The 21,113-nt window shown below is 55.9% G+C and carries 24 protein-coding genes; 19 read left to right on the top strand and 5 right to left on the bottom strand.

Annotated elements, in window-relative coordinates; genetic code table 11:
- Positions 1-93 precede the first annotated feature (93 nt).
- Positions 94-480: a DUF655 domain-containing protein gene (locus ACDI13_RS01965; RefSeq protein ID WP_316988951.1), complete on the top strand. Its 387-nt coding sequence runs from the start codon at positions 94-96 to the stop codon at positions 478-480.
- A gap of 99 nt (positions 481-579) precedes the next feature.
- The gene (gene cysM / locus ACDI13_RS01960; protein ID WP_316988950.1) at positions 580-1,485 is read left to right on the top strand and encodes a cysteine synthase CysM; all 906 of its coding nucleotides are present in this window, start codon (positions 580-582) and stop codon (positions 1,483-1,485) included.
- Here the strand turns inward: cysM and mltB are convergent.
- A complete protein-coding gene (gene mltB, locus ACDI13_RS01955; protein WP_316988949.1) occupies positions 1,482-2,675 on the bottom strand; it encodes a lytic murein transglycosylase B in 1,194 nt (397 codons plus the stop codon). The two genes, cysM and mltB, sit on opposite strands and share 4 nt — an antisense overlap.
- Before the next feature lie 11 nt (positions 2,676-2,686).
- Between mltB and ACDI13_RS01950 the strand changes: the two genes are divergently transcribed.
- The 6 genes from ACDI13_RS01950 (at position 2,687) to ACDI13_RS01925 (ending at position 8,697) form a co-directional block, all read left to right on the top strand.
- Positions 2,687-3,610 carry a histone deacetylase family protein gene (locus ACDI13_RS01950; protein ID WP_316988948.1) on the top strand — a complete coding sequence of 308 codons (924 nt, stop codon included), beginning with the start codon at positions 2,687-2,689 and terminating at the stop codon, positions 3,608-3,610.
- Between the two features lie 85 nt (positions 3,611-3,695).
- The gene (locus tag ACDI13_RS01945; protein WP_009456000.1) at positions 3,696-4,445 is read left to right on the top strand and encodes an electron transfer flavoprotein subunit beta/FixA family protein; all 750 of its coding nucleotides are present in this window, start codon (positions 3,696-3,698) and stop codon (positions 4,443-4,445) included.
- The gene (locus tag ACDI13_RS01940; protein WP_316988947.1) at positions 4,446-5,375 is read left to right on the top strand and encodes an electron transfer flavoprotein subunit alpha/FixB family protein; all 930 of its coding nucleotides are present in this window, start codon (positions 4,446-4,448) and stop codon (positions 5,373-5,375) included.
- 108 nt (positions 5,376-5,483) lie between these two features.
- A complete protein-coding gene (locus ACDI13_RS01935) occupies positions 5,484-7,301 on the top strand; it encodes an acyl-CoA dehydrogenase (protein WP_316988946.1) in 1,818 nt (605 codons plus the stop codon).
- A 186-nt stretch (positions 7,302-7,487) separates the two neighbouring features.
- Entirely contained in the window at positions 7,488-8,129 is a 642-nt protein-coding gene (locus ACDI13_RS01930; protein WP_316988945.1) for a peroxiredoxin, read from the top strand.
- 373 nt (positions 8,130-8,502) lie between these two features.
- The gene (locus tag ACDI13_RS01925; RefSeq protein WP_094197111.1) at positions 8,503-8,697 is read left to right on the top strand and encodes a hypothetical protein; all 195 of its coding nucleotides are present in this window, start codon (positions 8,503-8,505) and stop codon (positions 8,695-8,697) included.
- A 31-nt stretch (positions 8,698-8,728) separates the two neighbouring features.
- On the opposite strand, the gene ACDI13_RS01920 is transcribed toward ACDI13_RS01925, so the two are convergent.
- On the bottom strand, positions 8,729-9,499 hold the full coding sequence (locus tag ACDI13_RS01920; RefSeq protein WP_316988944.1) for a biotin/lipoate A/B protein ligase family protein: 771 nt from the start codon (positions 9,497-9,499) through the stop codon (positions 8,729-8,731).
- The gene (locus ACDI13_RS01915) at positions 9,496-9,771 is read right to left on the bottom strand and encodes a biotin--protein ligase (protein WP_316988943.1); all 276 of its coding nucleotides are present in this window, start codon (positions 9,769-9,771) and stop codon (positions 9,496-9,498) included. The genes ACDI13_RS01920 and ACDI13_RS01915 overlap by 4 nt, the downstream gene beginning before the upstream one ends.
- Before the next feature lie 272 nt (positions 9,772-10,043).
- On the opposite strand from ACDI13_RS01915, the gene rplS reads away from it, so the two are divergent.
- On the top strand, positions 10,044-10,418 hold the full coding sequence (gene rplS / locus ACDI13_RS01910) for a 50S ribosomal protein L19 (protein WP_189390916.1): 375 nt from the start codon (positions 10,044-10,046) through the stop codon (positions 10,416-10,418).
- 153 nt (positions 10,419-10,571) lie between these two features.
- Complete coding sequence (locus tag ACDI13_RS01905) at positions 10,572-11,237, top strand: CoA pyrophosphatase (protein WP_316989020.1); 666 nt, start codon at positions 10,572-10,574, stop codon at positions 11,235-11,237.
- Between the two features lie 79 nt (positions 11,238-11,316).
- Here the strand turns inward: ACDI13_RS01905 and rsgA are convergent, their stop codons facing one another.
- Positions 11,317-12,216 carry a ribosome small subunit-dependent GTPase A gene (rsgA, locus tag ACDI13_RS01900; RefSeq protein WP_316988942.1) on the bottom strand — a complete coding sequence of 300 codons (900 nt, stop codon included), beginning with the start codon at positions 12,214-12,216 and terminating at the stop codon, positions 11,317-11,319.
- Positions 12,213-13,460 (bottom strand): M48 family metallopeptidase, encoded by a 1,248-nt coding sequence (locus ACDI13_RS01895; RefSeq protein ID WP_316988941.1) that lies wholly within the window; start codon positions 13,458-13,460, stop codon positions 12,213-12,215. The genes rsgA and ACDI13_RS01895 overlap by 4 nt, the downstream gene beginning before the upstream one ends.
- 43 nt (positions 13,461-13,503) lie before the next feature.
- On the opposite strand from ACDI13_RS01895, the gene orn reads away from it, so the two are divergent.
- The 9 genes from orn to paaI all read left to right on the top strand — a co-directional run bounded on the left by orn (position 13,504) and on the right by paaI (position 21,088).
- Positions 13,504-14,049 (top strand): oligoribonuclease, encoded by a 546-nt coding sequence (orn, locus tag ACDI13_RS01890; RefSeq protein ID WP_009455985.1) that lies wholly within the window; start codon positions 13,504-13,506, stop codon positions 14,047-14,049.
- 286 nt (positions 14,050-14,335) lie between these two features.
- Positions 14,336-15,328 (top strand): 1,2-phenylacetyl-CoA epoxidase subunit PaaA, encoded by a 993-nt coding sequence (gene paaA / locus ACDI13_RS01885; protein WP_316988940.1) that lies wholly within the window; start codon positions 14,336-14,338, stop codon positions 15,326-15,328.
- Positions 15,329-15,422: 94 nt separating this feature from the next.
- Entirely contained in the window at positions 15,423-15,707 is a 285-nt protein-coding gene (gene paaB, locus ACDI13_RS01880) for a 1,2-phenylacetyl-CoA epoxidase subunit PaaB (RefSeq protein ID WP_003799192.1), read from the top strand.
- Positions 15,708-15,715: 8 nt separating this feature from the next.
- On the top strand, positions 15,716-16,480 hold the full coding sequence (gene paaC, locus ACDI13_RS01875) for a 1,2-phenylacetyl-CoA epoxidase subunit PaaC (RefSeq protein WP_316988939.1): 765 nt from the start codon (positions 15,716-15,718) through the stop codon (positions 16,478-16,480).
- Positions 16,481-16,485: 5 nt separating this feature from the next.
- The gene (gene paaD, locus ACDI13_RS01870) at positions 16,486-16,986 is read left to right on the top strand and encodes a 1,2-phenylacetyl-CoA epoxidase subunit PaaD (protein WP_009455982.1); all 501 of its coding nucleotides are present in this window, start codon (positions 16,486-16,488) and stop codon (positions 16,984-16,986) included.
- Positions 16,987-16,990: 4 nt separating this feature from the next.
- Positions 16,991-18,073: a 1,2-phenylacetyl-CoA epoxidase subunit PaaE gene (gene paaE / locus ACDI13_RS01865; RefSeq protein WP_316988938.1), complete on the top strand. Its 1,083-nt coding sequence runs from the start codon at positions 16,991-16,993 to the stop codon at positions 18,071-18,073.
- A gap of 83 nt (positions 18,074-18,156) precedes the next feature.
- The gene (gene paaN, locus ACDI13_RS01860) at positions 18,157-19,821 is read left to right on the top strand and encodes a phenylacetic acid degradation protein PaaN (RefSeq protein ID WP_316988937.1); all 1,665 of its coding nucleotides are present in this window, start codon (positions 18,157-18,159) and stop codon (positions 19,819-19,821) included.
- 14 nt (positions 19,822-19,835) lie between these two features.
- Positions 19,836-20,627 (top strand): 2-(1,2-epoxy-1,2-dihydrophenyl)acetyl-CoA isomerase PaaG, encoded by a 792-nt coding sequence (paaG, locus tag ACDI13_RS01855; protein WP_009455980.1) that lies wholly within the window; start codon positions 19,836-19,838, stop codon positions 20,625-20,627.
- Positions 20,627-21,088 carry a hydroxyphenylacetyl-CoA thioesterase PaaI gene (gene paaI, locus ACDI13_RS01850; protein ID WP_316988936.1) on the top strand — a complete coding sequence of 154 codons (462 nt, stop codon included), beginning with the start codon at positions 20,627-20,629 and terminating at the stop codon, positions 21,086-21,088. Before paaG ends, paaI begins: the two co-directional genes overlap by 1 nt.
- The last annotated feature ends 25 nt before the right edge of the window (positions 21,089-21,113 follow it).

The following is a 21,113-nucleotide window of genomic DNA, read 5'->3' as shown; positions in this document are numbered from 1 at the left end:
CGGGCTGCCACGCATGGCTAAAAGCGGTCTTCGGGCCGCTTTTGTAATCACTCAGGCAGCACCATAAAGGCTTCTTTCCAAGGAGCCTTTATCATGTCTACCTCTCCCAAGTCGTTCTTTGTTTCCAATCGCCAGCAGCGTTCGCCGCAAAGCTGGCGTGGTTCTGTTGTGCGCGTGCTGCTTGCTTTATGTTTGTTTGGGCCTTGGGGCTTGGCCGCTGCAGTCAATTTGAATACGGCTGATGCCCAGCAGCTTCAGCAAATCAAAGGCATCGGCCCCCGTACGGCTGAGCTGATCCTTGAGGAGCGTCAGCGTGGTGGTCCTTTTGACTCTTTGCAGGATTTGGCAGACCGGGTCAAAGGGATAGGGGTCAAAAAGATTATGACGATGGAGCAATCGGGCCTGAAGGTAGAGCCGGCCAAGGCGGCTGGCAAGGCCGTTTCCAATACGGCGGGCGCGGATATAAGAAGAAAGCCGTAGCTCTGGGCGTAGACTCGTTTTAAGCTAGTAGTTTGTTTAGTCTGCATGGGCAGTCAGTGTGAACTGGCTGCCTTCTTGTTCAAGGTAAGAGATTGATCGATGAAAAACTATCCCACCATTGAAGATACCGTTGGCCAAACTCCCTTGGTGCGCTTGCAGCGTATTCCAGGTGAGTTTGGGCAGGCGCGCGGTAATGTCTTGTTGGCTAAGCTGGAAGGTAATAACCCTGCCGGTTCGGTGAAAGATCGTGCGGCCAGTTCCATGATTCAAGAGGCCGAGTGCCGTGGTGATATCCAGCCGGGAGACACCTTGATCGAGGCTACCAGCGGCAATACAGGTATTGCGCTGGCCATGATTGCAGCCGTGCGTGGCTACAAGATGATTTTGATCATGCCCGATAACTTGTCGCTGGAACGTCGTGCGTCCATGACGGCGTATGGTGCGAAGTTGATTCTGACGCCTGCCGACCAGGGTGGCATGGAGTACGCCCGTGATCTGGCGCTGAAGATGCAGGCCGAAGGGCAGGGCAAGGTACTGGACCAGTTTGCCAATAAGGACAATCCTGCCGCTCACATTCATAGCACCGGTCCGGAAATCTGGCAGCAAACTGGCGGGCAGGTCACGCATTTTGTCAGTGCCATGGGTACGACCGGTACCATTATGGGGGTGGGTAATTACTTGCGTCGCCAAAACAGCGGCATTGTGGTGGTGGGCGCTCAGCCTGCGCCGGGCGCGCAAATTGCCGGTATTCGTAAATGGCCCGAAGAGTACCTGCCCAAGATTTACGATCCATCCAAAGTGGATATGTTCGAGGAAATTGGTCAGCAAGAGGCCGAGATCATGACACGCCGTATGGCTGCTGAAGAAGGGATCTGTGCCGGTATTTCGTCCGGTGGTGCCTTGGTGGCGGCCATGCGCGTTGCTCAGCGCGTGGAAAACGCCACGATCGTTTTTATTGTGTGCGACCGTGGCGACCGTTATCTGTCTACTGGCATCTTTAATTAATTAGGGCTGCCATAACCCATTTGTTTAGCCAGTTCGGAAGCCAGGTCGGCGACCGAGCTGGCATAAAAATAACTGCGGTTGTAATGAGTAATGGCAAAGAAGTTGGGCGTGCCCAGGCGATACTCCGTGGTATTGCGTGGCTCGTCCACCAAGTTCACCACACCTAATTGAGCCTGTTGCCATGGGCCTGTATTGTGGCTCTGGCCTTTCACTTTGGCACCAGCATTATTCAATTGCGCCCAACTCAGCTTGGGGAAGAGGCCGCCATCAACCATGCCTTTATTTGTGTTGCTCAACTCGACCGGAGCAAAAACCGGCAAACCGGGTTCCCAACCATGTGCCCGCAAGAAGTTGGCAATCGAAGCCATGGCATCGGCGGGATTGTTGCGCAGATCAATACGGCCATCCCCACTTCCATCCACGGCATAGCGTATCAGGCTGCCGGGCATGAATTGGGACATGCCCATGGCACCTGCAAACGAGCCCTGAACAATACGGGCATCCAATTCCCCTTGGTAGTGAAGCTCGAGCAGATCCGCTAATTGATCGCGGAACAGTTGGCCGCGTTCGGGGCGGCTGTCGTCCGGATAGGCAAAGCCCAGCGTAAACAGGGCGTCCAGCACCTTGAAGTCACCCATGATTTTGCCGTAGACGGTTTCCACGCCCAGAATGGCCACAATAATGGAGGGCGGCACGCCATAGTCTTTGGCGGTCTGTTCCAGCGCCAGTCGATGCTGTTGCCAGAACTGGACACCGCCTCGAATACGGGCAGGGTCTACATTGCGTTTTTTATACGTTACCCAACTGCGCTTGATACGTCCCTTGGTGGGGCGCATTAATTTGGCAGCGGTCTCGTTATATTGGGCCTGCTGCAAAATATCAGTGACCATATCCAATGGAATATCGCGTGCTGTGGCCACTTCCTGGGCATAGGCCGCAATATCATCGTTTAACTCACCGTTTAATTTAAAAAATTGTGTCCGGCCAGAACGGGATTCGCCAGCCTGAATGGACTGGGGTTCGGCTAAGGCTTTAATTATGATGGCGTCGGGTTTTTTTGTCGGGCTCAGGAAAACCGCGCCGTTATTGGGTTTGGCGTCCGAAGACGGAGCTTGTGACGTGGTGGTGGCGCAGCCGGCAGTGCTCAGCGCGATTAGTACTGCTTGCAAAATTCGAGTGGGTCTGAACATAATCCATCCTCATGGAGACACTATATTTTATCCATCCATCGTGCCATTTGCATGAGATGGGTCGATGGCATCCGGAAAGTCCGCAGCGACTCGATGCCATAAATGATCAACTGCTATCGAGCGGTCTGGCATCCTATCTGGCCCAGCGACAAGCAAGGCTGGCCACGGATGAGGATATCTTGCGGGTACACGATGCCGCTTACGTGCAAAAGCTCAAAGAGCAATTGCCGCGGCAGGGGTATTTCAATATCGATCCTGACACCTTGATGAATCCGCATACCCTGGAAGCCGCCTATGCCGCTGCCGGGGCGGGTCTGGATGCTGTCGATGGTGTTATGCATGAAGGGGCGGCTGGCGCATTTTGTGCCGTACGACCTCCTGGGCATCATGCCGAGCGGGCGCGAGCGATGGGATTTTGTTTTTTCAACAATGTCGCCGTGGCCGTGGCCTATGCGATGGAGAAATATGATCTCAAGCGGGTCTTGATCGTGGATTTTGATGTGCATCACGGTAATGGAACCGAGCAAATTTTTGCCGGCGATGAGCGGGTTTTGATGTGCAGTTTTTTTCAGTCCCCGTTTTTTCCTGATTCCTTTCAGGACCCGGCAGCGCAAAACATGGTAAATATACCGGTTGAGGCTTACACCAAGTCTGCTCAGATTATCGATCTGTTCAAACAGGTTTGTTTGCCCCGCATAGAGGCGTTTGCCCCTGAAATGGTCTTTTTCTCGGCAGGCTTTGATGCTCACCGTGAAGACGAGATGGGGCAGCTCAGTTTGGTTGAGGCCGATTATGCGGAACTGACCGCCATGGTGGTCCAAGCCTGTGCGCCTAGTGCCGGACAACGTCTGGTCAGTATGCTGGAAGGGGGGTACGATCCCTCGTCTCTGGGACGCAGCGTGGTGGCCCATATCAAGGCCTTCGCCGGGCTTTAGGCGATTGGCTTCGGGCGTTGGAATTCTTCCAACGCCTTATTTCAACAGAACAATTTTTATTTAAGACTGCACTGGAGAACATTACATGAAGGTGTTAGTACCCGTGAAACGCGTAGTTGACTATAACGTCAAGGTGCGCGTGAAATCTGACCAAACCGGGGTGGACATTGCCAATGTGAAAATGTCCATGAACCCTTTTGACGAAATCGCTGTCGAAGAGGCTACACGCCTCAAAGAAAGCGGTGCAGCCACAGAAGTTATCGCGCTGTCTTGCGGTGTTGCACAAAGCCAGGAAACCTTGCGTACGGCCTTGGCCATTGGTGCCGACCGTGCCACCTTGGTGCAAACCGACGCCGAGTTGCAGCCTTTGGCTGTCGCCAAGCTGATCAAGGCCGTGGTGGATAAAGAGCAGCCTCAGCTTGTGATCCTGGGCAAACAGGCGATCGACGATGACGCCAACCAAACCGGCCAGATGCTGGCTGCCTTGCTGGACTGGCCACAAGCTACCTTTGCCAGCAAGGTGGAAGTTTCGGGCGATAGCGTGTCGGTCACTCGTGAAGTGGACGGCGGTCTGGAAACACTGAAATTGAGCCTGCCCGCTGTGATCACCACCGACCTGCGCTTGAACGAGCCTCGTTATGTGACACTGCCCAACATCATGAAGGCCAAGAAAAAGCCTTTGGAAACTCTGACTCCTGAAGAGCTGGGCATTGATGTGGCTCCTCGCATCAAAACTCTGAAAGTGACTGAGCCTCCAGCTCGTGCTGCCGGCATCATGGTGCCCGATGTTGCCACACTGGTCGAGAAACTGAAGAACGAAGCGAAGGTGATTTAAATGGCTATCCTTGTTATTGCCGAGCACGACAATCAGCAGCTCAAGGCTGCAACTCTCAACACCTTGGCTGCCGCTCTGAAGCTCGGCGGTGAGGTGCATGTTCTGGTCGCGGGTAACCAGGCTGCTGGCGTAGCCCAAGCGGCTGCCAAAGCCCAGGGTGTCAGCAAAGTGCTGCTGGCCGACGGCCCTGCATTGGCTGAGGGTCTGGCCGAGAACGTGGCGGCTCAAGTGCTGGCCATTGCTTCCAACTACAGCCACATCCTGTTCCCCGCCACCGCATCGGGCAAGAACATTGCTCCTCGCGTGGCCGCCAAGCTGGATGTCGCGCAATTGTCGGACATCTTGTCCGTCGAGTCGGCAGACACCTTCACTCGTCCTATTTATGCCGGTAACGCTGTGGCCACCGTTCAGTCCAGCGATGCCGTTAAAGTTGTCACCGTGCGTACCACTGCGTTTGACGCGGTGGCCGCTGAAGGTGGTAGCGCCGCGGTTGAAGAGCTGAGCGCCGTTGCTGATTCGGGTCGTTCGACTTTCGTCAGTCGTGAAGTGGCCAAGAGCGATCGTCCTGAACTGGCGGGTGCCGGTGTGGTCGTGTCCGGTGGCCGTGGTATGGGCAGCGCCGAAAACTTCAAACTGCTGGACGGTCTGGCAGACAAGCTGGGTGCTGCACTGGGTGCCTCGCGCGCTGCAGTGGACGCCGGTTATGCACCCAACGACTGGCAAGTGGGGCAGACAGGAAAGATCGTCGCTCCTCAGTTGTACGTGGCCGTGGGTATTTCCGGTGCCATCCAGCATTTGGCCGGCATGAAAGACTCCAAGGTCATTGTGGCCATCAATAAAGATCCCGAAGCGCCTATTTTTGGCGTGGCAGACTACGGTTTGGTCGCGGACCTGTTTGAGGCTGTGCCTGAGTTAGAAAAAGCGCTCTAAGCGCCAATCGGCCTGCTGGATACTTCTCCAGCAGGCTTTTTTTCAGTGCGTATACCCCAGGGGCCTGGTTGTGGCTTCGGTCCTTTTTGTTTCTGTGTAGGAGTGTTCATGACGTATCGTGTACCCACCCAAGATATCCGCTTTGCACTTACAGAGCTGGCTGATCTACCTGGTGTGCTGGAATTACCTGGCTTTGAGGATTTCTCGGCCGAGTTGATCGATGCCATTATTGATGAGAACGCCCGTTTCGTTGAGCAGGAAGTAGCACCTTTGAACCGCGCTGGTGATCAGAATGGCGCCAAGTGGAATGACGGTGTGGTCACCACCACACCCGGCTTCAAGAAAGCCTTTGAAGAGTTTGCCAAAGCCGGCTGGCAGGGTTTGCAGCACGAAGCCGAACTGGGTGGCCAAGGCCTGCCCAAACTGATCGGTGCCGTGGCTTGTGAAAACATCAATGCCGCCAACCTGGCTTTTTCCCTGTGTCCTTTGCTGACGGACGGCGTGATCGAAGCCGTGTCCATGGTCGGCTCGGACGAGCAGAAAGAACGTTTCCTGCCCCCTTTGCTGGAAGGCCGCTGGACCGGCACCATGAACTTGACCGAGCCTCAGGCCGGTTCGGATCTGGCCCAGGTTGCCAGCCGCGCTGTTCCTCAGGATGACGGCAGCTACCGCATCAGCGGTCAAAAGATTTTCATCACCTACGGTGAGCACGATATGGCCGAGAATATCGTCCATCTGGTGCTGGCCCGTACGCCAGATGCGCCTGCCGGTGTGAAAGGGATTTCGCTGTTCATCGTGCCCAAGTTCATGGTCAACGACGATGGTTCCCTGGGCGCCCGTAACGACGTCTGGTGTGCTTCGCTGGAGCACAAGCTGGGCATCCATGGCAGCCCAACCGCTGTGCTGCTGTACGGCTCGGGCAAGGGTGATGTGGGCGAGGGCGCTGTCGGTTATCTGGTCGGCAAAGAAAACGAAGGCCTGAAGTACATGTTCATCATGATGAACGCGGCCCGTTACGCAGTGGGCGTGCAAGGTATCGCCGTGGCTGAGCGTGCATTCCAGCAGGCTCTTGAATACGCCAACGAGCGTGTACAGGGTGCGCCTCTGACTGGTGGCAAGGCCGTGTCGATTGCCCATCACCCCGACGTGCAGCGCATGCTGGTGCAAATGCGTGCCCTGACAGAAGGCTCTCGTGCGCTGGCTTACTTCGCTGCTGGTGTGAACGACAAGGCGCGTCACAGTGCAGATGAAAATGCCCGCAAGCGTTACCAGGCTCTGTACGAGTTCCTGGTGCCTGTGGTCAAGGGTTTCAGCACTGAAATGTCCTTGGAAGTCACGTCCCTGGGCGTGCAGGTGCATGGCGGCATGGGCTTTATCGAAGAAACCGGTGCAGCCCAGCATTACCGCGACTCGCGCATTTTGCCTATCTACGAGGGGACCACCGCCATTCAGGCCAACGATTTCATCGGTCGCAAGGTTCTGCGTGACGCCGGTGCTGTGATCCAGGGCCTGGCTCCTGAGTTGGGCGCTACTGTAGCCAAGTTGCGCGAACGTGCGGCTCAAGGTGGTGGGCACAGCGTCGCCTTGACCCTGATCGCCGATCGTCTGGAAGCCGGTGTGAAGAGCGTGGAACGTGCTGCCATGTTCACCTTGATGAATGCTCAGAAAGACCTGCCGGCCGTGTTCCTGGGTAGCGTGCCATTCCTGATGCTGTCCGGCTATGTGCTGACGGGCTGGCAGATGGCTCGTGCTGCTTTGGCTGCAGAAAAAGCATTGAGCGAAGGCAGTCAGGATCCATTCCTGCGCCGCAAACTGTCTACCAGCGTGTTCTTTGCCAGCCACTTGCTGCCACGGGCTACCGCCTTGGCCCAGTCTGTGGCTGACGGCGTGGAGCTGACACCTTACTTGGCGACCGAACTGTTGTAAGTCGACCAGACCCAAGGCATAAAGGCCCGTGCAGCTTTTTTGGCTGCCGGGCCTTTTTTCGGTATATTGATATAGCTTTTAATTATTTGAAACGTACTCTTTATGCTGACAAAATCATCTGACTAGTCCTGATTATTTAAGCCGGTGATTACCTGATCGCGGCTGTATTTCGAAAAGAGGAACGCAATGGCTACACTTCGTCTGGGTGACCTGGCCCCTGATTTTGAACAAAAATCCTCCGCTGGCACCATCAAATTTCACGAGTTCTTGGGTAATAGCTGGGGCGTCTTGTTTTCCCACCCAGCCGATTTTACGCCTGTGTGCACCACCGAACTGGGCTACACCGCCAAGCTGGCGGACGAGTTCGCCAAGCGCGACGTAAAAGTGATTGCTGTCTCTGTTGATGATGTTGATTCTCACGGCAAGTGGATTGATGACATCAACGAAACTCAAAAAACCACCGTTAACTTCCCCATCCTGGCTGATGCGGACCGCAAGGTGTCGGATCTGTACGATATGATCCACCCCAACGCCAGCACCACCGTGACTGTGCGTTCGGTGTTCATCATCGACCCGGCCAAGAAAGTGCGTCTGATCATCACCTACCCCGCCAGCACGGGCCGCAACTTCAACGAAATCCTGCGCGTGATCGATTCTTTGCAACTGACCGACAGCCACAGCGTGGCCACGCCAGTGAACTGGGAAGACGGTGATGACGTGATCATCGTCCCCAGCCTGAAAGATCCGGAAGTTCTGAAGCAGAAATTCCCCAAAGGCTTTACCGAGATTCGTCCTTACCTGCGTGTGACGCCTCAGCCTAACAAGTAATTTTCCTGGCCTTCGGGCTCGGACCAAAAGCCCTCCTGCTTATGGCACGAGGGCTTTTTTGTGGGCGCAGCCTTTTCAGGCAGATGGCCTGTGCTTGGGCTGGGTGCTTGCCCTGGATTCCCTGCAGGGGTCGCGGGAGAGTGCCGCTACTGTGCAAAATCACTGTATAAAATACTGGATGAAAGTGGCGATCCAGCTTTGAAAATGGGCAGGGCAGGCAAGGCTGGTTTGTCAGGGGATTGGCTGTAGCTGGCGTCGGGACTGGGTTTGCGCCTGTCAGTGGGGCAGGCGCAACATCAGCGCGGATACTGATTGCACTCGAAGCTGGTTTTAAGTACAGTACTGTATAAGAAAACAGTAAACGGAGTTAGTCATGTCTAGTCCAAGCCGTCATTACCGCCCCCAAGCCACTCCACGTTTCCGCGGCCCGGTTCGTTCTGCGGCCTCTTCCAGCCCATTTAACAAGCCTTTGTCTTTCAAGGCCAAGGTCATGGATGTGTGTTTGGTTGCTGTGTGGGGTGCCAGTATTCCCGGCTTGCTGTGGTTGGGCAGCATGGGTGGGTTTTAAGGCCACGTCCTTGTGCTGCCCCAGGGAGCGATCAGGGCACCAGTTGTGTCCAGTCGTTTGACAGGAAACGGTCGTATGCCAGTTTTTCGGCCTGTTCCAATGTTGACGTGGGCAGTGTGCCGGGTTTGAGAGCCGTCTTTTTGCGGAACATGTCCAGCATGGCTTCAATAACCGCTTCACGGCTCATGCCAGTTTGACTGCGGATAGGGTCCACGCGTTTCTTGGCGCTGGTGGTGCCTTTGTCTGAGAGTTTTTCCTTGCCGATGCGTAGGACTTCCAACATCTTGTCAGCATCAATGTCGTAGGCCATGGTGACATGGTGCAAGACGGCGTTGCCACGGCGCGCCTGTGCGGCACCGCCAATTTTTCCACCGGCACTGGTAATGTCGTTCAGCGGTTGGTACCAGGCATCAATACCCATGTTGCGCAGGGCTTCAATGACCCAGGAATCCAGAAACTCGTAGGACTCCTGAAACGTCATGCCGGCTACAAACTGCTTGGGTACGCTGAGCGAATAGGTAATGGTATTGCCGGGTTCGATGAACATGGCACCACCGCCACTGATACGGCGCACCACACGAATACCGTGACGGGTTGCAGCCTCAGCTTCAATTTCATTGCGCAGAGATTGAAAACGCCCAATCACGACAGCAGCCTCTTGCCATTCCCAGATACGCAGGGTAGGGGCGCGGGTGCCTTCACTGACTTGCTGGGTAATGATTTCGTCTAGTGCCATATGCAGGGCAGCGGGCTGCGGCTCCATGTGGATCAGCTCCCAAGGCAACTCGTTCCAGCTCATCATGCCAAGGCCCTCCTTACCACCACCCCAATCGCTTGTGGGTCCAGACCGAACATTTCGATGTCCTTGGGCAGGGCGCGGCTGACGTGAGCCGCAATTTCTTCGGCACTGCTGTTGACGGACAGGCCCTGCAGGGCTTGATTAATCAGGCCCAGTGCTTCGGGTGGTTCCAGAAAAAAATCGCCGCTCAGTCGTGCTTGTTCGATCATATGGTCTTTGACATCCAGATCGATCACGACCAGCTTGCCGCCAGGAACTTTGTATTCAGCATGCATAGACTGTGTCCTTTGATAAGGTCGGCCCCTTTTCGTCAAGGGGAGGGCCAAGCGAGTAAAACCTCGCTTTTGCTGCGTTTAATACAGGGGCACGATGCCCAAAGTGTCGTATTTTAGCGTAGTTAAACGCCTGAAAATACAGCTGTAATCAGTCAAAAAGCTTGGTAATTTAAGCTTTTTACTGATAGAATCATTGGCTAATCATTTTTTCATCCTCTGTCAGCGCGATTTTTATAATGTGTGCGGCTGATACGATGGTTTTGGAGTCAATCGTGGATTTGATCGCTATTCTTGAGCAAGAAGAAATCCAGCGCCTGACCGGTGGCAAGCTGCCTCCCGAGTTCGGTCCTGGTGACACTGTTGTTGTGAACGTAAACGTGGTTGAAGGTACACGCAAGCGTGTACAGGCATACGAAGGCGTGGTTATTGGCCGTCGCAACCGTGGTCTGAACTCTTCTTTCATCGTTCGCAAGATTTCTTCGGGCGAAGCCGTTGAGCGTACATTCCAGCTGTATTCCCCTCAGATCGCCAGCATCGAAGTCAAGCGTCGTGGCGCTGTGCGTCGTGCTAAACTGTACTATCTGCGCGAACGCTCGGGTAAAGCCGCTCGCATCAAAGAAAAACTCGTTCGTCGTTCGGGTAACTAATTCCCAAGCGAACAGCGATGCAAAGGCACCCAGGCGGGTGCCTTTGTTTTTATGTGGGATCACATACCCGTTCTTATGGATAAGCCTCGTATCAGGCCCGTTATCGTTCCTGGATTCGATCCTCGCAGCCAACCCTTGGTTGCATTAGATGCTTTGCCTGAATTGCCTGTTCAGGCTCAGCAACTGGATTTTCTGCGTAGTGCCTTTGCCCAGCCCATACAGTGGCAAGTTGAGCCCTTATTTCGCAGTTCTTTCTATCCCGAGTTTTTGCCCGGTTCCATGAATGTGCGTTCCGCCGTCTGTATCGGTGTGATGCAGCGCCCCGAAGGGCCTACCGTCATTTTCACACGTCGGGCCATGCACCTGCACAATCATGCGGGGCAGATCAGTTTTCCGGGTGGACGAATTGAAACCTCGGATCTGGGGCCAGTAGAAGCCGCCTTGCGTGAAACCCAGGAAGAGATCGGTATCGAGCCGCGCTTTGTGCGGTACTTGGGACAGCACCCTATTTTTGTCACCAGTACTCAGTTTGCGATGCGCCCCATTATTGGTGAGCTGCAAGAGGGTTTTCAGGTGCTGCCCGATAGCTCTGAAGTGGCCGAGGTCTTTGAAGTGCCCTTGTCGGTCCTGCTGGACCCGCAGCGCCATCAATTGCACCATGCAGACTTGCCGGATGGCGCAGGGCGTTACTACTTTTCGATCCCTTGGGGGCCGTATTTTATCTGGGGTGCTACGGCGGTCTTGATCCGTAATCTGTACTACCACTTGTCGGCTGCCTGGGTGCAGTTGTCTGCCGGTGGGGATACGCGCAGCCTGTAATCAGGTCTGATGGATGGGCGCTCTGGCAGCGAATTCCGCCTGCATAAAAAAGGGGCGCTTTGCTTCGCCCCTTGTTCCCTTAATAGCGTGGTTTGTTTTCGTGCTCGGCCAGCAAGCGTTGGTACAGCGCGTGCCGTTCGGGATGAATGCTGCCTGCTTCAATTGCGGCCAGTACCCCACAGCCCGGTTCATGCCGATGGGTGCAGTTATAAAAGCGACAGGACTCCACCGCTTTTCGGAAATCGGGAAAGCCGTGTGCAATATCTTCCTGAGTCATGTGTGACAGGCCAAAGGCCTGGAAACCGGGGCTGTCGATCAGGTCGCCGCTATTGGGCAGGTGATACAGGCGGGTGCTGGTGGTCGTGTGTCGGCCTGCGCCCAGGGCTTGCGAGTATTCCTGGGTCAGCGCGCCTGCATCCGGAACCAGTGCATTGAGCAGGGTGGATTTACCCATGCCGCTTTGTCCCAATAGCAAAGTGCGTTTGTTCGCCAGCCAGGGTGCCAGGGCTTCCCGTGTCTGTTCCGGTTCCAGTGCGACCATTTCCAGAATTGGCACGCCCAAAGCGGCGATGGGGGCCAGCTTGGCGCGCGCACGTTCCAGGTGAGTGCTCAGATCAGCCTTGTTCAGAATAATCACCGGCTCAATATCCACACTCCAGGCGGCGACCAGGGCGCGCCCCAGCAAGTCTTCGGAGTAAACGGGTTCCGGTGCCACCACAATCAGAAGCTGATCAATATTGGCGGCAAACTGTTTGGTGCGGAAATCGTCAGAGCGATACAGCAGATTGCGCCGTTCCTGCACTGCTTCAATAGAGCCTTCCCCTTTGGCCTGCATCAGGACATTGACGTGATCACCTACTGCAATCCCAGCTTTTTTTCCACGTGGAAAGCATTTGATGGTTTCGCCATCCGGCAGCTCGACAAAGTAGTGGCGACCGTGGGCGGCGGTCACCAGACCGCTAATGTATTTGGATGTCATGCCAGGCTTTTCAGGTGTCGAATGCGATCAATCGCGTTGGGGTGGCTGTCGTAAAAGGCAGAGTGCACAGGGTCAGGTGTCAGGGTGGCGGCATTGTCGTTATAGAGCTTGAGCAAGGCGCTGATCAAGTCCTGGGACTGGCTGTGCTCGGCGGCAAAGCTGTCGGCCTGATATTCGTCGCGGCGCGAGAGCAGGGCGCTCAAGGGGCCCATCCAGAAGGTGAAGGTCGGCACCACCATAAAGAACAGGATCAGGGCCAGGGCATCGTTGGGGCGACCTAACTGGGGAATCACACCCAGGCCGGTGTAAAAACCGACCTTGCCCCAGGCCCAGCCCGCCAGCAGGAAAAAGATCAGGGACGTGACTACGCTGATCAGCAGGCGACGTTGGATATGGCGATGCTTGAAGTGGCCCAGCTCATGCGCCAGCACGGCTTCCACTTCCTCGGGCTGCAGCTTGTTCAGCAAGGTGTCAAAAAACACGATGCGCTTTTGGCGTCCCAGGCCGGTGAAGTAGGCATTGCCATGGGCCGAGCGGCGCGAGCCATCCATGACATACAAGCCATTGGTCTGAAAGCCGCAACGTTGCGCCAGGGCATTGATGCGCTCGCGCAGGCTGGCATCCTCCAGTGGTTTGAAGGTATTGAAAATGGGGGCGATAACGCGCGGGTACAGCCACAGCACCAGCAGATTGAACACCAGCCACAAGCCCCAGCCATACCAGGGCCAGGAGGGGCCCGCCCAATCCATCAGACTGAGCAGGGCAGCACACAGGGGTGTCCCCAGAATCAGGACGATGACCAGGGTTTTGGCGGTATCGGCAAAGAACAGCGCGGGCTTCATGCGGTTAAAGCCAAAGCGCGCTTCCAGCACAAATTTGCGATACCAGGCAAAAGGCAGGCCTACGACACCCATAATCGCCAGGACTGCTCCAATCAGAGTCAATTGACGCAGTAGTTCATGGCTGATCCAGTTGCCCAGCGTGACATCCAGCCATTGCAGGCCGCCCAGCAGTGTAAAGCTCAGCAATACCAGGGCTTCGACCAGACGTTCGCTTAAACCCAGCCGGGTGCGGGCGATGGTGTAGCGTGCAGCACGTTGATGGCTATGCAGGCCAATGCGTTCGGCAAATTCGGCAGGTACCTCGTTCTGATGGCGATAAACGTGCCGGATCTGCCGCAGGCCTAAATAAAAGCGCAGCAAGACGTCTGCAAGCAGAAAGATAATGAACAACAAAGTCAGCATGTAGGCGGCTATATGTAAAATGGGCGTTTTGAGGAATGATTATATGGCGGTTCATACACAGCGTCTGGTCTGGCTCGATATGGAGATGACAGGACTGGATCCGGATAAAGAGCGCATCATTGAAGTTGCGGTCGTGGTAACAGAAGCAGACTTGACCCTGGTAGCAGAAGGCCCGGTTCTGGTGGTTCATCAAAGCAATGCCTTGCTGGATGGCATGGACGCCTGGAACAAGGGTACGCATGGCCGTAGCGGCCTGATCGACAAGGTCAAAGCTTCTACCCTGACCGAAGCGCAGGCCGAGGATCAGTTACTGGAGTTCCTGAAAGAGCACGTACCGGCTGGCAAGTCGCCCTTGTGTGGTAACACCATCAGCCAGGACCGTCGTTTCATGTACCGCTACATGCCTCGTCTGGAGGCTTTCTTCCACTACCGCAATCTGGATGTCAGCACCTTGAAAGAGCTGGCTTTGCGTTGGAAGCCTGAAGTGGTTAAAAGTTTCGTCAAGCAAAGCCGCCACGAGGCCTTGGCCGATATTTATGAGTCCATTGACGAGCTGAAACACTACCGCGAGCACTTCATTCGTCTGTAAACGGGCAGGGTAGGCAAGGCGGGTATTGCGCTGATTCCTGTGAGGTCCGTGAGCGGGCTACCGCTTTAAGCAGGGATACATAGGCTGGATGAAAACCGAGGATAGCGATTTGTCGCACCTCGGTTTTTTTACGTCTAAGTATTTACCCTTAAAGTATCTGTTCCAGGGCTATATGATACGGTTTTGCGATTGACATCACATTTTTCGTATTAAATAATGAAGTGTATATGGTTGGCGTCGAAACAAATTTGTTTGGGCGCTTTCTGCACTCTTACCGGGGATGGTCATGTATGCACAACTTGTAGAGACAGGCGTCAAGCAGGTCCAGGATATCGAGCAGATGTCCGACGAAGAACGTCGGTTCCAAGAGCGCATCGATGAGGGTGTCCGCATCGAAGCCAGGGACTGGATGCCCGAAGCCTATCGCAAAACCTTGGTTCGCCAGATTTCTCAGCACGCGCACTCCGAGGTCGTCGGGATGCTGCCCGAAGGTAACTGGATTACTCGCGCCCCTTCGCTCAAGCGCAAAGCCATCTTGATGGCCAAGGTGCAGGACGAAGCCGGCCACGGTCTGTACCTGTACAGCGCCGCTGAAACACTGGGCGTAGGTCGCGACAAGCTGGTCGACGACCTCCTGTCGGGCAAAGCCAAATATTCCAGTATTTTTAATTACCCCACGCTGAACTGGGCCGATATTGGCATGATCGGCTGGCTGGTTGACGGCTCGGCCATCATTAACCAGATTCCGCTGTGCCGCTGCTCCTACGGCCCATACGCCCGCGCCATGGTGCGTGTGTGTAAGGAAGAGTCCTTCCACCAGCGCCAAGGTTACGACCTGCTGATTCAGATGTGTCTGCACGGTACGCCGGAGCAAAAGGCCATGGTTCAGGATTCCATCAACCGCTGGTGGTGGCCTGCCTTGATGATGTTCGGTCCTTCGGATGCGGACTCCACCAACAGTGCCCAGTCCATGCAGTGGAAGATCAAGCTGTTCTCCAACGACGAACTGCGCCAGAAGATGGTGGACCAGACCGTGCCTCAGGCCGAGTACCTGGGTCTGACCATTCCGGATCCTGATCTGCGCTGGAACGAAGAGCGCGGTCACTACGACTTTGGCGAGATCGACTGGGAAGAATTCTGGGCAGTGATCAAGGGCAATGGTCCCTGTAATCGTGAGCGACTCGAAGCCCGAGTCCAGGCCCACGAGAACGGCGCCTGGTTCCGTGATGCACTGGATGCACATGCCCAAAAGCAGCAAGCCGTCCGCAAGGTGGCCTGATCAAGAAGGCTAAGAAACCAGCACGGTTTCTGATTCGATCCGATTCGCAGCAGGCGCGTTGACCGCGCCACTGCACAGCAAGGAATTTTCAGTTATGAGCAAGAACGATTGGCCCCTGTGGGAAGTTTTCATTCGCAGCCAGCACGGCCTGGCCCACAAGCACGTAGGCAGCCTACACGCTCCTGACGCCGAAATGGCCATCAACAATGCCCGTGATGTGTACACCCGTCGTAACGAAGGCGTGAGCATCTGGGTCGTGCGTGCAGCCGATATCGCTGCCTCCAGCCCTGGTGATAAAGGCCCGCTGTTCGAGCCTTCCAATACCAAGGTCTACCGTCACCCTACGTTTTTCCCCATGCCTGACGGCATCAATATGTAGGAACTGGTATGGACAAAGCTTTGTTTTCCTACGCCCTGCGCATGGGCGATTCCACCCTGGTGCTGGCTCAGCGTCTGGGTGAGTGGACTGGCCACGGCCCGGCTCTGGAAGAAGAACTGGCCTGCGCCAATACGGCACTGGACTTGCTGGGGCAGGCTCGCATGTGGCTGACGCTGGCTGGTGAGACCGAAGGTCAGGGCCGCGACGAAGATCGTCTGGCCTATCACCGTGATGGTCACGAGTACACCAACTACTTGTTGGTGGAGCGCGAGAATGGTCACTATGGTGACACGCTGGCACGCCAGTTCCTGTTTGATGCCTGGCATTGTTTCCTGCTGGAGCAGTTGATCGAATCCCGCGACGAGCAGATTCGTGAAATTGCCCAGAAGGCGCATAAGGAAGTGCTGTATCACCTGCGTCGCTCGACCGACTTGATCGTGCGCCTGGGGGACGGTACACCCGAAAGCCACCAGCGCATGCAAAAAGCCATTGATGATGCCTGGTTCTACCTGGGCGAGTTGTTCCTGGATGACGAAGTCACCGAGGAATTGGCTCAGCGCCAGGCTGCGCCTTTGATGGCGAGTCTGTGGCAGCCTTGTCTGGAATACATCCAGAATGCCCTGGAACGCGCTACTTTGCGTTGCCCTGCCGAGCAGGATGCGCAGCACAAGGCCTACCGTGGTGGTCCACAAGGCCGTCACACGGAAGCGTTAGGGTTTCTGTTGGCAGAAATGCAGCATCTGCCACGTATGTATCCTGACGCCACTTGGTGATCGCCATGACACAGACCTGGAGCACCGAACAGGTCATGCAAGTGCTGGCCACAGTTCCAGATCCGGAGATCCCCGTGATCTCCTTGCTGGACCTGGGCATTGTGCGTGACGTGAGTTGGGAGCAGGACGTGTGTGTGGTCACCATCACACCGACTTACTCCGGTTGTCCGGCGATGTACGAGATGAGCCACTCGATTGAACAGGCCTTGCAGCAGGCCGGTATCGAGCAGGTTCGGGTAGATACGAAGTTGTCACCGGCCTGGACGACCGATTGGATGAGCGAGCAGGGTAAGTTGGCCTTGCGCGACTATGGTATCGCTCCTCCGGCTCAAAGTGCGGTTGATATTTCTGGTTTGCTGCGTCAGCCCGAGGCGCCTGTGGTGGCCTGTCCTCAGTGCGGCTCCACGCATACACGGGTGATCAGCCAGTTTGGCTCCACACCCTGCAAGGCGCTGTATCGCTGCATCAGCTGCGGTGAACCATTCGATTACTTTAAGGCGCATTAGTCCTATGAGTCAGTTTTATTCTCTTCCTGTGGCCTCGGTTTCCCGCAGCACCCGCGATGCCGTGGTGGTGGCCTTTACCGTGCCCGAGGATTTGCAGGATGTGTTTCAGTTTCGCCCCGGTCAGTACCTGACCTTGCGCACCCATCTGGACGGTCAGGAATTGCGCCGTTCTTATTCGATCTGTGCGGCTCCGCACGATCGTTTGCTGCGCGTGGCGATCAAGCGTGTCAATGATGGTGCTTTCTCCACCTGGGCCAATAGCCACCTGGAAGCCGGTGCTTCCCTGGAAGTGATGCCACCGGATGGCAACTTCACGGTGGACTTCGATCCCAGCCAGGCTCATCGTTACGCCGCCTTTGCGGTCGGTAGTGGCATTACACCGATTCTGTCCTTGGTGAAAACCGCACTGGATACCGAGCCCCAGTCGACTTTCACGCTGTTTTTCGGTAATCGTGCCTCTTCGGCCATCATGTTCCGCGAAGAGATCGAGGACCTGAAAAACACCTATATGGAACGTTTCTCCATCGTGTATATCATGAGCCGGGAAACGCAGGATATTGACCTGTTCAATGGTCGTCTGGATGGCGAGAAAGTACGCCAGCTAATGCAGCAATGGTTCGACCCCGCCAGCGTGGATGTGGCCTTTGTGTGTGGCCCTCAGGACATGAGCGAGCAGGTAGTTGCCGCCTTGCAGGAAAATGGCCTGGAAAAATCCCAGATCAAGTTCGAGCTATTCGGTGCCCCTAAAGGCCCGCGTGCCTTGCGCACGGGTGAGGAGTCGCGCAAGGCTCCGGGCAAGGAAGAGTGCGAGCTGACCGTGATCCAAGACGGCATTACCCGCAACCTGACCATCAGCAAGAGCAACAGCAGTATTTTGGATGCGGCACTGGAGCAAGGGCTGGAATTGCCTTACTCCTGTAAGGGTGGGGTGTGTTCCACCTGCCGTTGCAAAGTGGTAGAAGGCGAAGTGGACATGGACGCCAACTTTGCATTGGAAGATTACGAGGTAGCCCGCGGTTTCGTGCTCAGTTGCCAAAGCTTTCCGGTTACCGACCGGGTGGTGATTGACTTCGATCAGGAAACCTAAGACCGCAGTGAATAAGCGGTTTTCCAAGAATCTGGACGCCAGCCTCCCGGCTTGGCGTCCTACTAGTTTCAGGAGCACATTGTATGGCAGCAGATTTTTTCAAAACGCATCAGGCGACGCTGGATCAAGCTTTGAGCAGTATTTTGGAGCGCAACTTCTGGAGCGCATATCCTGAAAACCCCAGCCCGCGCGCTTACGGTGAGACCGCGGCTCAGGAAGGTCAGGCTGCTTTTGAAGCCTATCGTGGTAAAGCCTTTCCTTTGACGCTGGAAGGCGCTCAGGGTGAAGTGGGCAATGAGCAGTCGCCTTTTGGTTTTGATTTGGGTATTCGTTATCCCAAAGTGCCTGTGGATCAACTGCTGGCTCAGTCTCAACTGGCGCTCGACAGTTGGCGTGATGCTGGCCCACAAGCCTGGGTGGGTGTCTGCCTGGAAATCCTGCATCGCTTGAACCAGCGCAGCTTTGAGATCGCACACGCTGTGCAGCACACCACGGGTCAGGGCTTCATGATGGCCTTCCAGGCAGGTGGCCCTCACGCTCAGGAACGTGCGCTGGAAGCCGTAGCCTACGCCTGGCAGGAAATGTCTCGTATCCCCGGTCTGGTTGACTGGATCAAGCCTCAGGGCAAGCACGATCCCATCCAGATGAAAAAACAGTTCAAAGTCGTGCCTCGTGGCATCGGTCTGGTGATTGGTTGCTCCACTTTCCCGACCTGGAACGGTTACCCTGGCCTGTTTGCCTCCCTGGCAACCGGTAATACCGTAATTGTGAAGCCGCATCCTGGCGCGATCCTGCCTTTGGCTATTACCGTTGCGATCGCCCGCGAAGTGCTGGCCGAAGCCGGTTTCAATCCTAATGTGGTCTTGTTGGCCGCCCACGAGCCATCGGAAGACACCGCCCAGCAATTGGCCATGAACAAGGCCGTCAAGCTGATCGACTTTACCGGCAGCAGCCAAAACGGTAACTGGCTGGAAGAAAATGCTCGCCACGCCTTGGTCTATACCGAAAAAGCGGGCGTAAACCAGGTCATTATTGATTCGGTTGAGGATTTCAAGGCCGTTGCCCGCAACCTGGCGTTCTCCTTTGCGCTGTACTCCGGCCAGATGTGTACCGCGCCTCAAAACATTTACGTGCCTCGTGACGGTATCCGTACGGCCGATGGCGTGATGAGCTTCGATGAAGTGGCTCAAGGGCTGGCCCAGGCCGTGCAAAAGCTGGTGTCCGATCCGGCCCGTGCGGTTGAAATTACGGGCGCCGTGCAAAACGAGGCCTGCGCTCAGCGCATTGATCAGGCTCGCCAACTGGGCATGCCTATTCTGGCTGACAGCCAGACGCTGGAACACCCCGCATTCCCCGGTGCTCGCGTACGCACACCGCTGGTCTTGCAGGCCCGTGTGGATCAGCCCGAGATTCAACAAGAGTGGTTTGGCCCCATCGTGTTTGTGGTGCAAACCGATTCGACCGAGCAAAGCATTGAAGTGGCAGGTCGCAACGTGATCGAGCACGGCGCACTGACCTTGTCGGCTTACAGCACCGATGATGCCGTGACCGCCAAGATTCAGCGCATGGCCGAGCGTTCCGGCGTATCCCTGTCCCTGAACCTGACCGGCGCTGTGTTCATCAACCAGACCGCAGCCTACAGCGACTTCCACGGCACGGGCGCCAACCCGGCTGCCAACGCATCCCTGTCGGATTCGGCCTATGTTGCTAACCGCTTCCGTGTCGTTCAGACTCGCTGGCATTTCTAAAGGAGGGTGGCCAGGTGACTGACCAAAGTATTCAATTTCAGCTGGAAAATGGCGTAGCACGCATTACCTTGAATCGTCCCGACAAGCTCAACAGCTTCACGGCCGATATGCACGGCGAGCTGGCTCAGGCTCTGGATAAAGTGGAACAGTGCGCGGATCTGCGTGTGCTGATTCTGACTGGTAATGGCCGTGGCTTTTGCGCCGGCCAGGACCTGTCCGAGCGTCAGATGAGCGCGGGCGATGCCCCCGTGGATCTGGGTGCCACCATTGAAAAATTCTACGCACCGCTGGTGCGCCGTCTGCGTGCGCTGGCGGCCCCTGTGGTGGTGGGTGTCAATGGTGTGGCCGCCGGTGCTGGCGCGAACCTGGCTCTGGCCGGCGACATCGTGATCGCCACTCGTTCGGCCAGCTTCATTCAGCCGTTTTGCCGTCTGGGCTTGTTGCCTGACACTGGCGGTACCTTCTTCCTGCCTCGTCTGGTGGGTACGGCACGTGCGATGGGTTTGTCTTTGCTGGGCGATAAGCTCTCGGCCGAGCAGGCTGCTCAGTGGGGCCTGATCTGGGAATGTGTGGATGACGACGCATTCCAGGCTCGCCTGAATGAGTTGGCCGCCCATTTTGCTCAGGCTCCGACCAAAGGTCTGGCCTATGCCAAGAAAGCGATTTATGCCAGTGATGCCCATTCGCTTGATCAACAGTTGGATCTGGAGCGCGACTTGATGCGTGAACTGGGTGCATCCGAGGATTATCGCGAGGGTGTTAATGCATTCCTGGGCAAGCGTGCCCCCCAATTTAAAGGAAAGTAATGCAAAGCAACGCAATGGCTGTTGAAGATCCACAAGCACTGGCCCAGCAGGTCAGTGACCATATGTATGGCAACGACCAGGCCTCTCAGGGTCTGGGCCTGAGCCTGGATAGCGTGGCACCGGGCAAGGCCGACATGAGTATGACGGTGCGCGCCGACATGCTCAACGGCCACAAGACCTGTCACGGTGGTTTTATTTTTGCCTTGGCTGACAGCACCTTTGCGTTTGCCTGCAATTCTCGCAACGCACCGACGGTTGCGTCCGGTTGCACTATCGATTACCTGGCTCCTGCCTTTGAGGGGGACGTCCTGACCGCTCGTGCGATCGAGGCCTCCCTGGCAGGGCGCACCGGGGTGTATGACATCGAGGTGGTCAACCAGAACAACAAGCGCGTTGCCTTGTTCCGTGGGCGCTCGTACCGGCTGAATGGCACGGTATTGGGCGGGATTGAAAAAAAATAATTTTTGACGATACATACCCTGTAGA

This window comes from Alcaligenes faecalis, from assembly GCF_041521385.1.
GTDB lineage: Bacteria > Pseudomonadota > Gammaproteobacteria > Burkholderiales > Burkholderiaceae_B > Alcaligenes > Alcaligenes faecalis_E.
The sequence above is the reverse complement of the archived record's forward strand: the minus strand, read 5'-3'. Positions and strand labels throughout refer to the sequence as shown.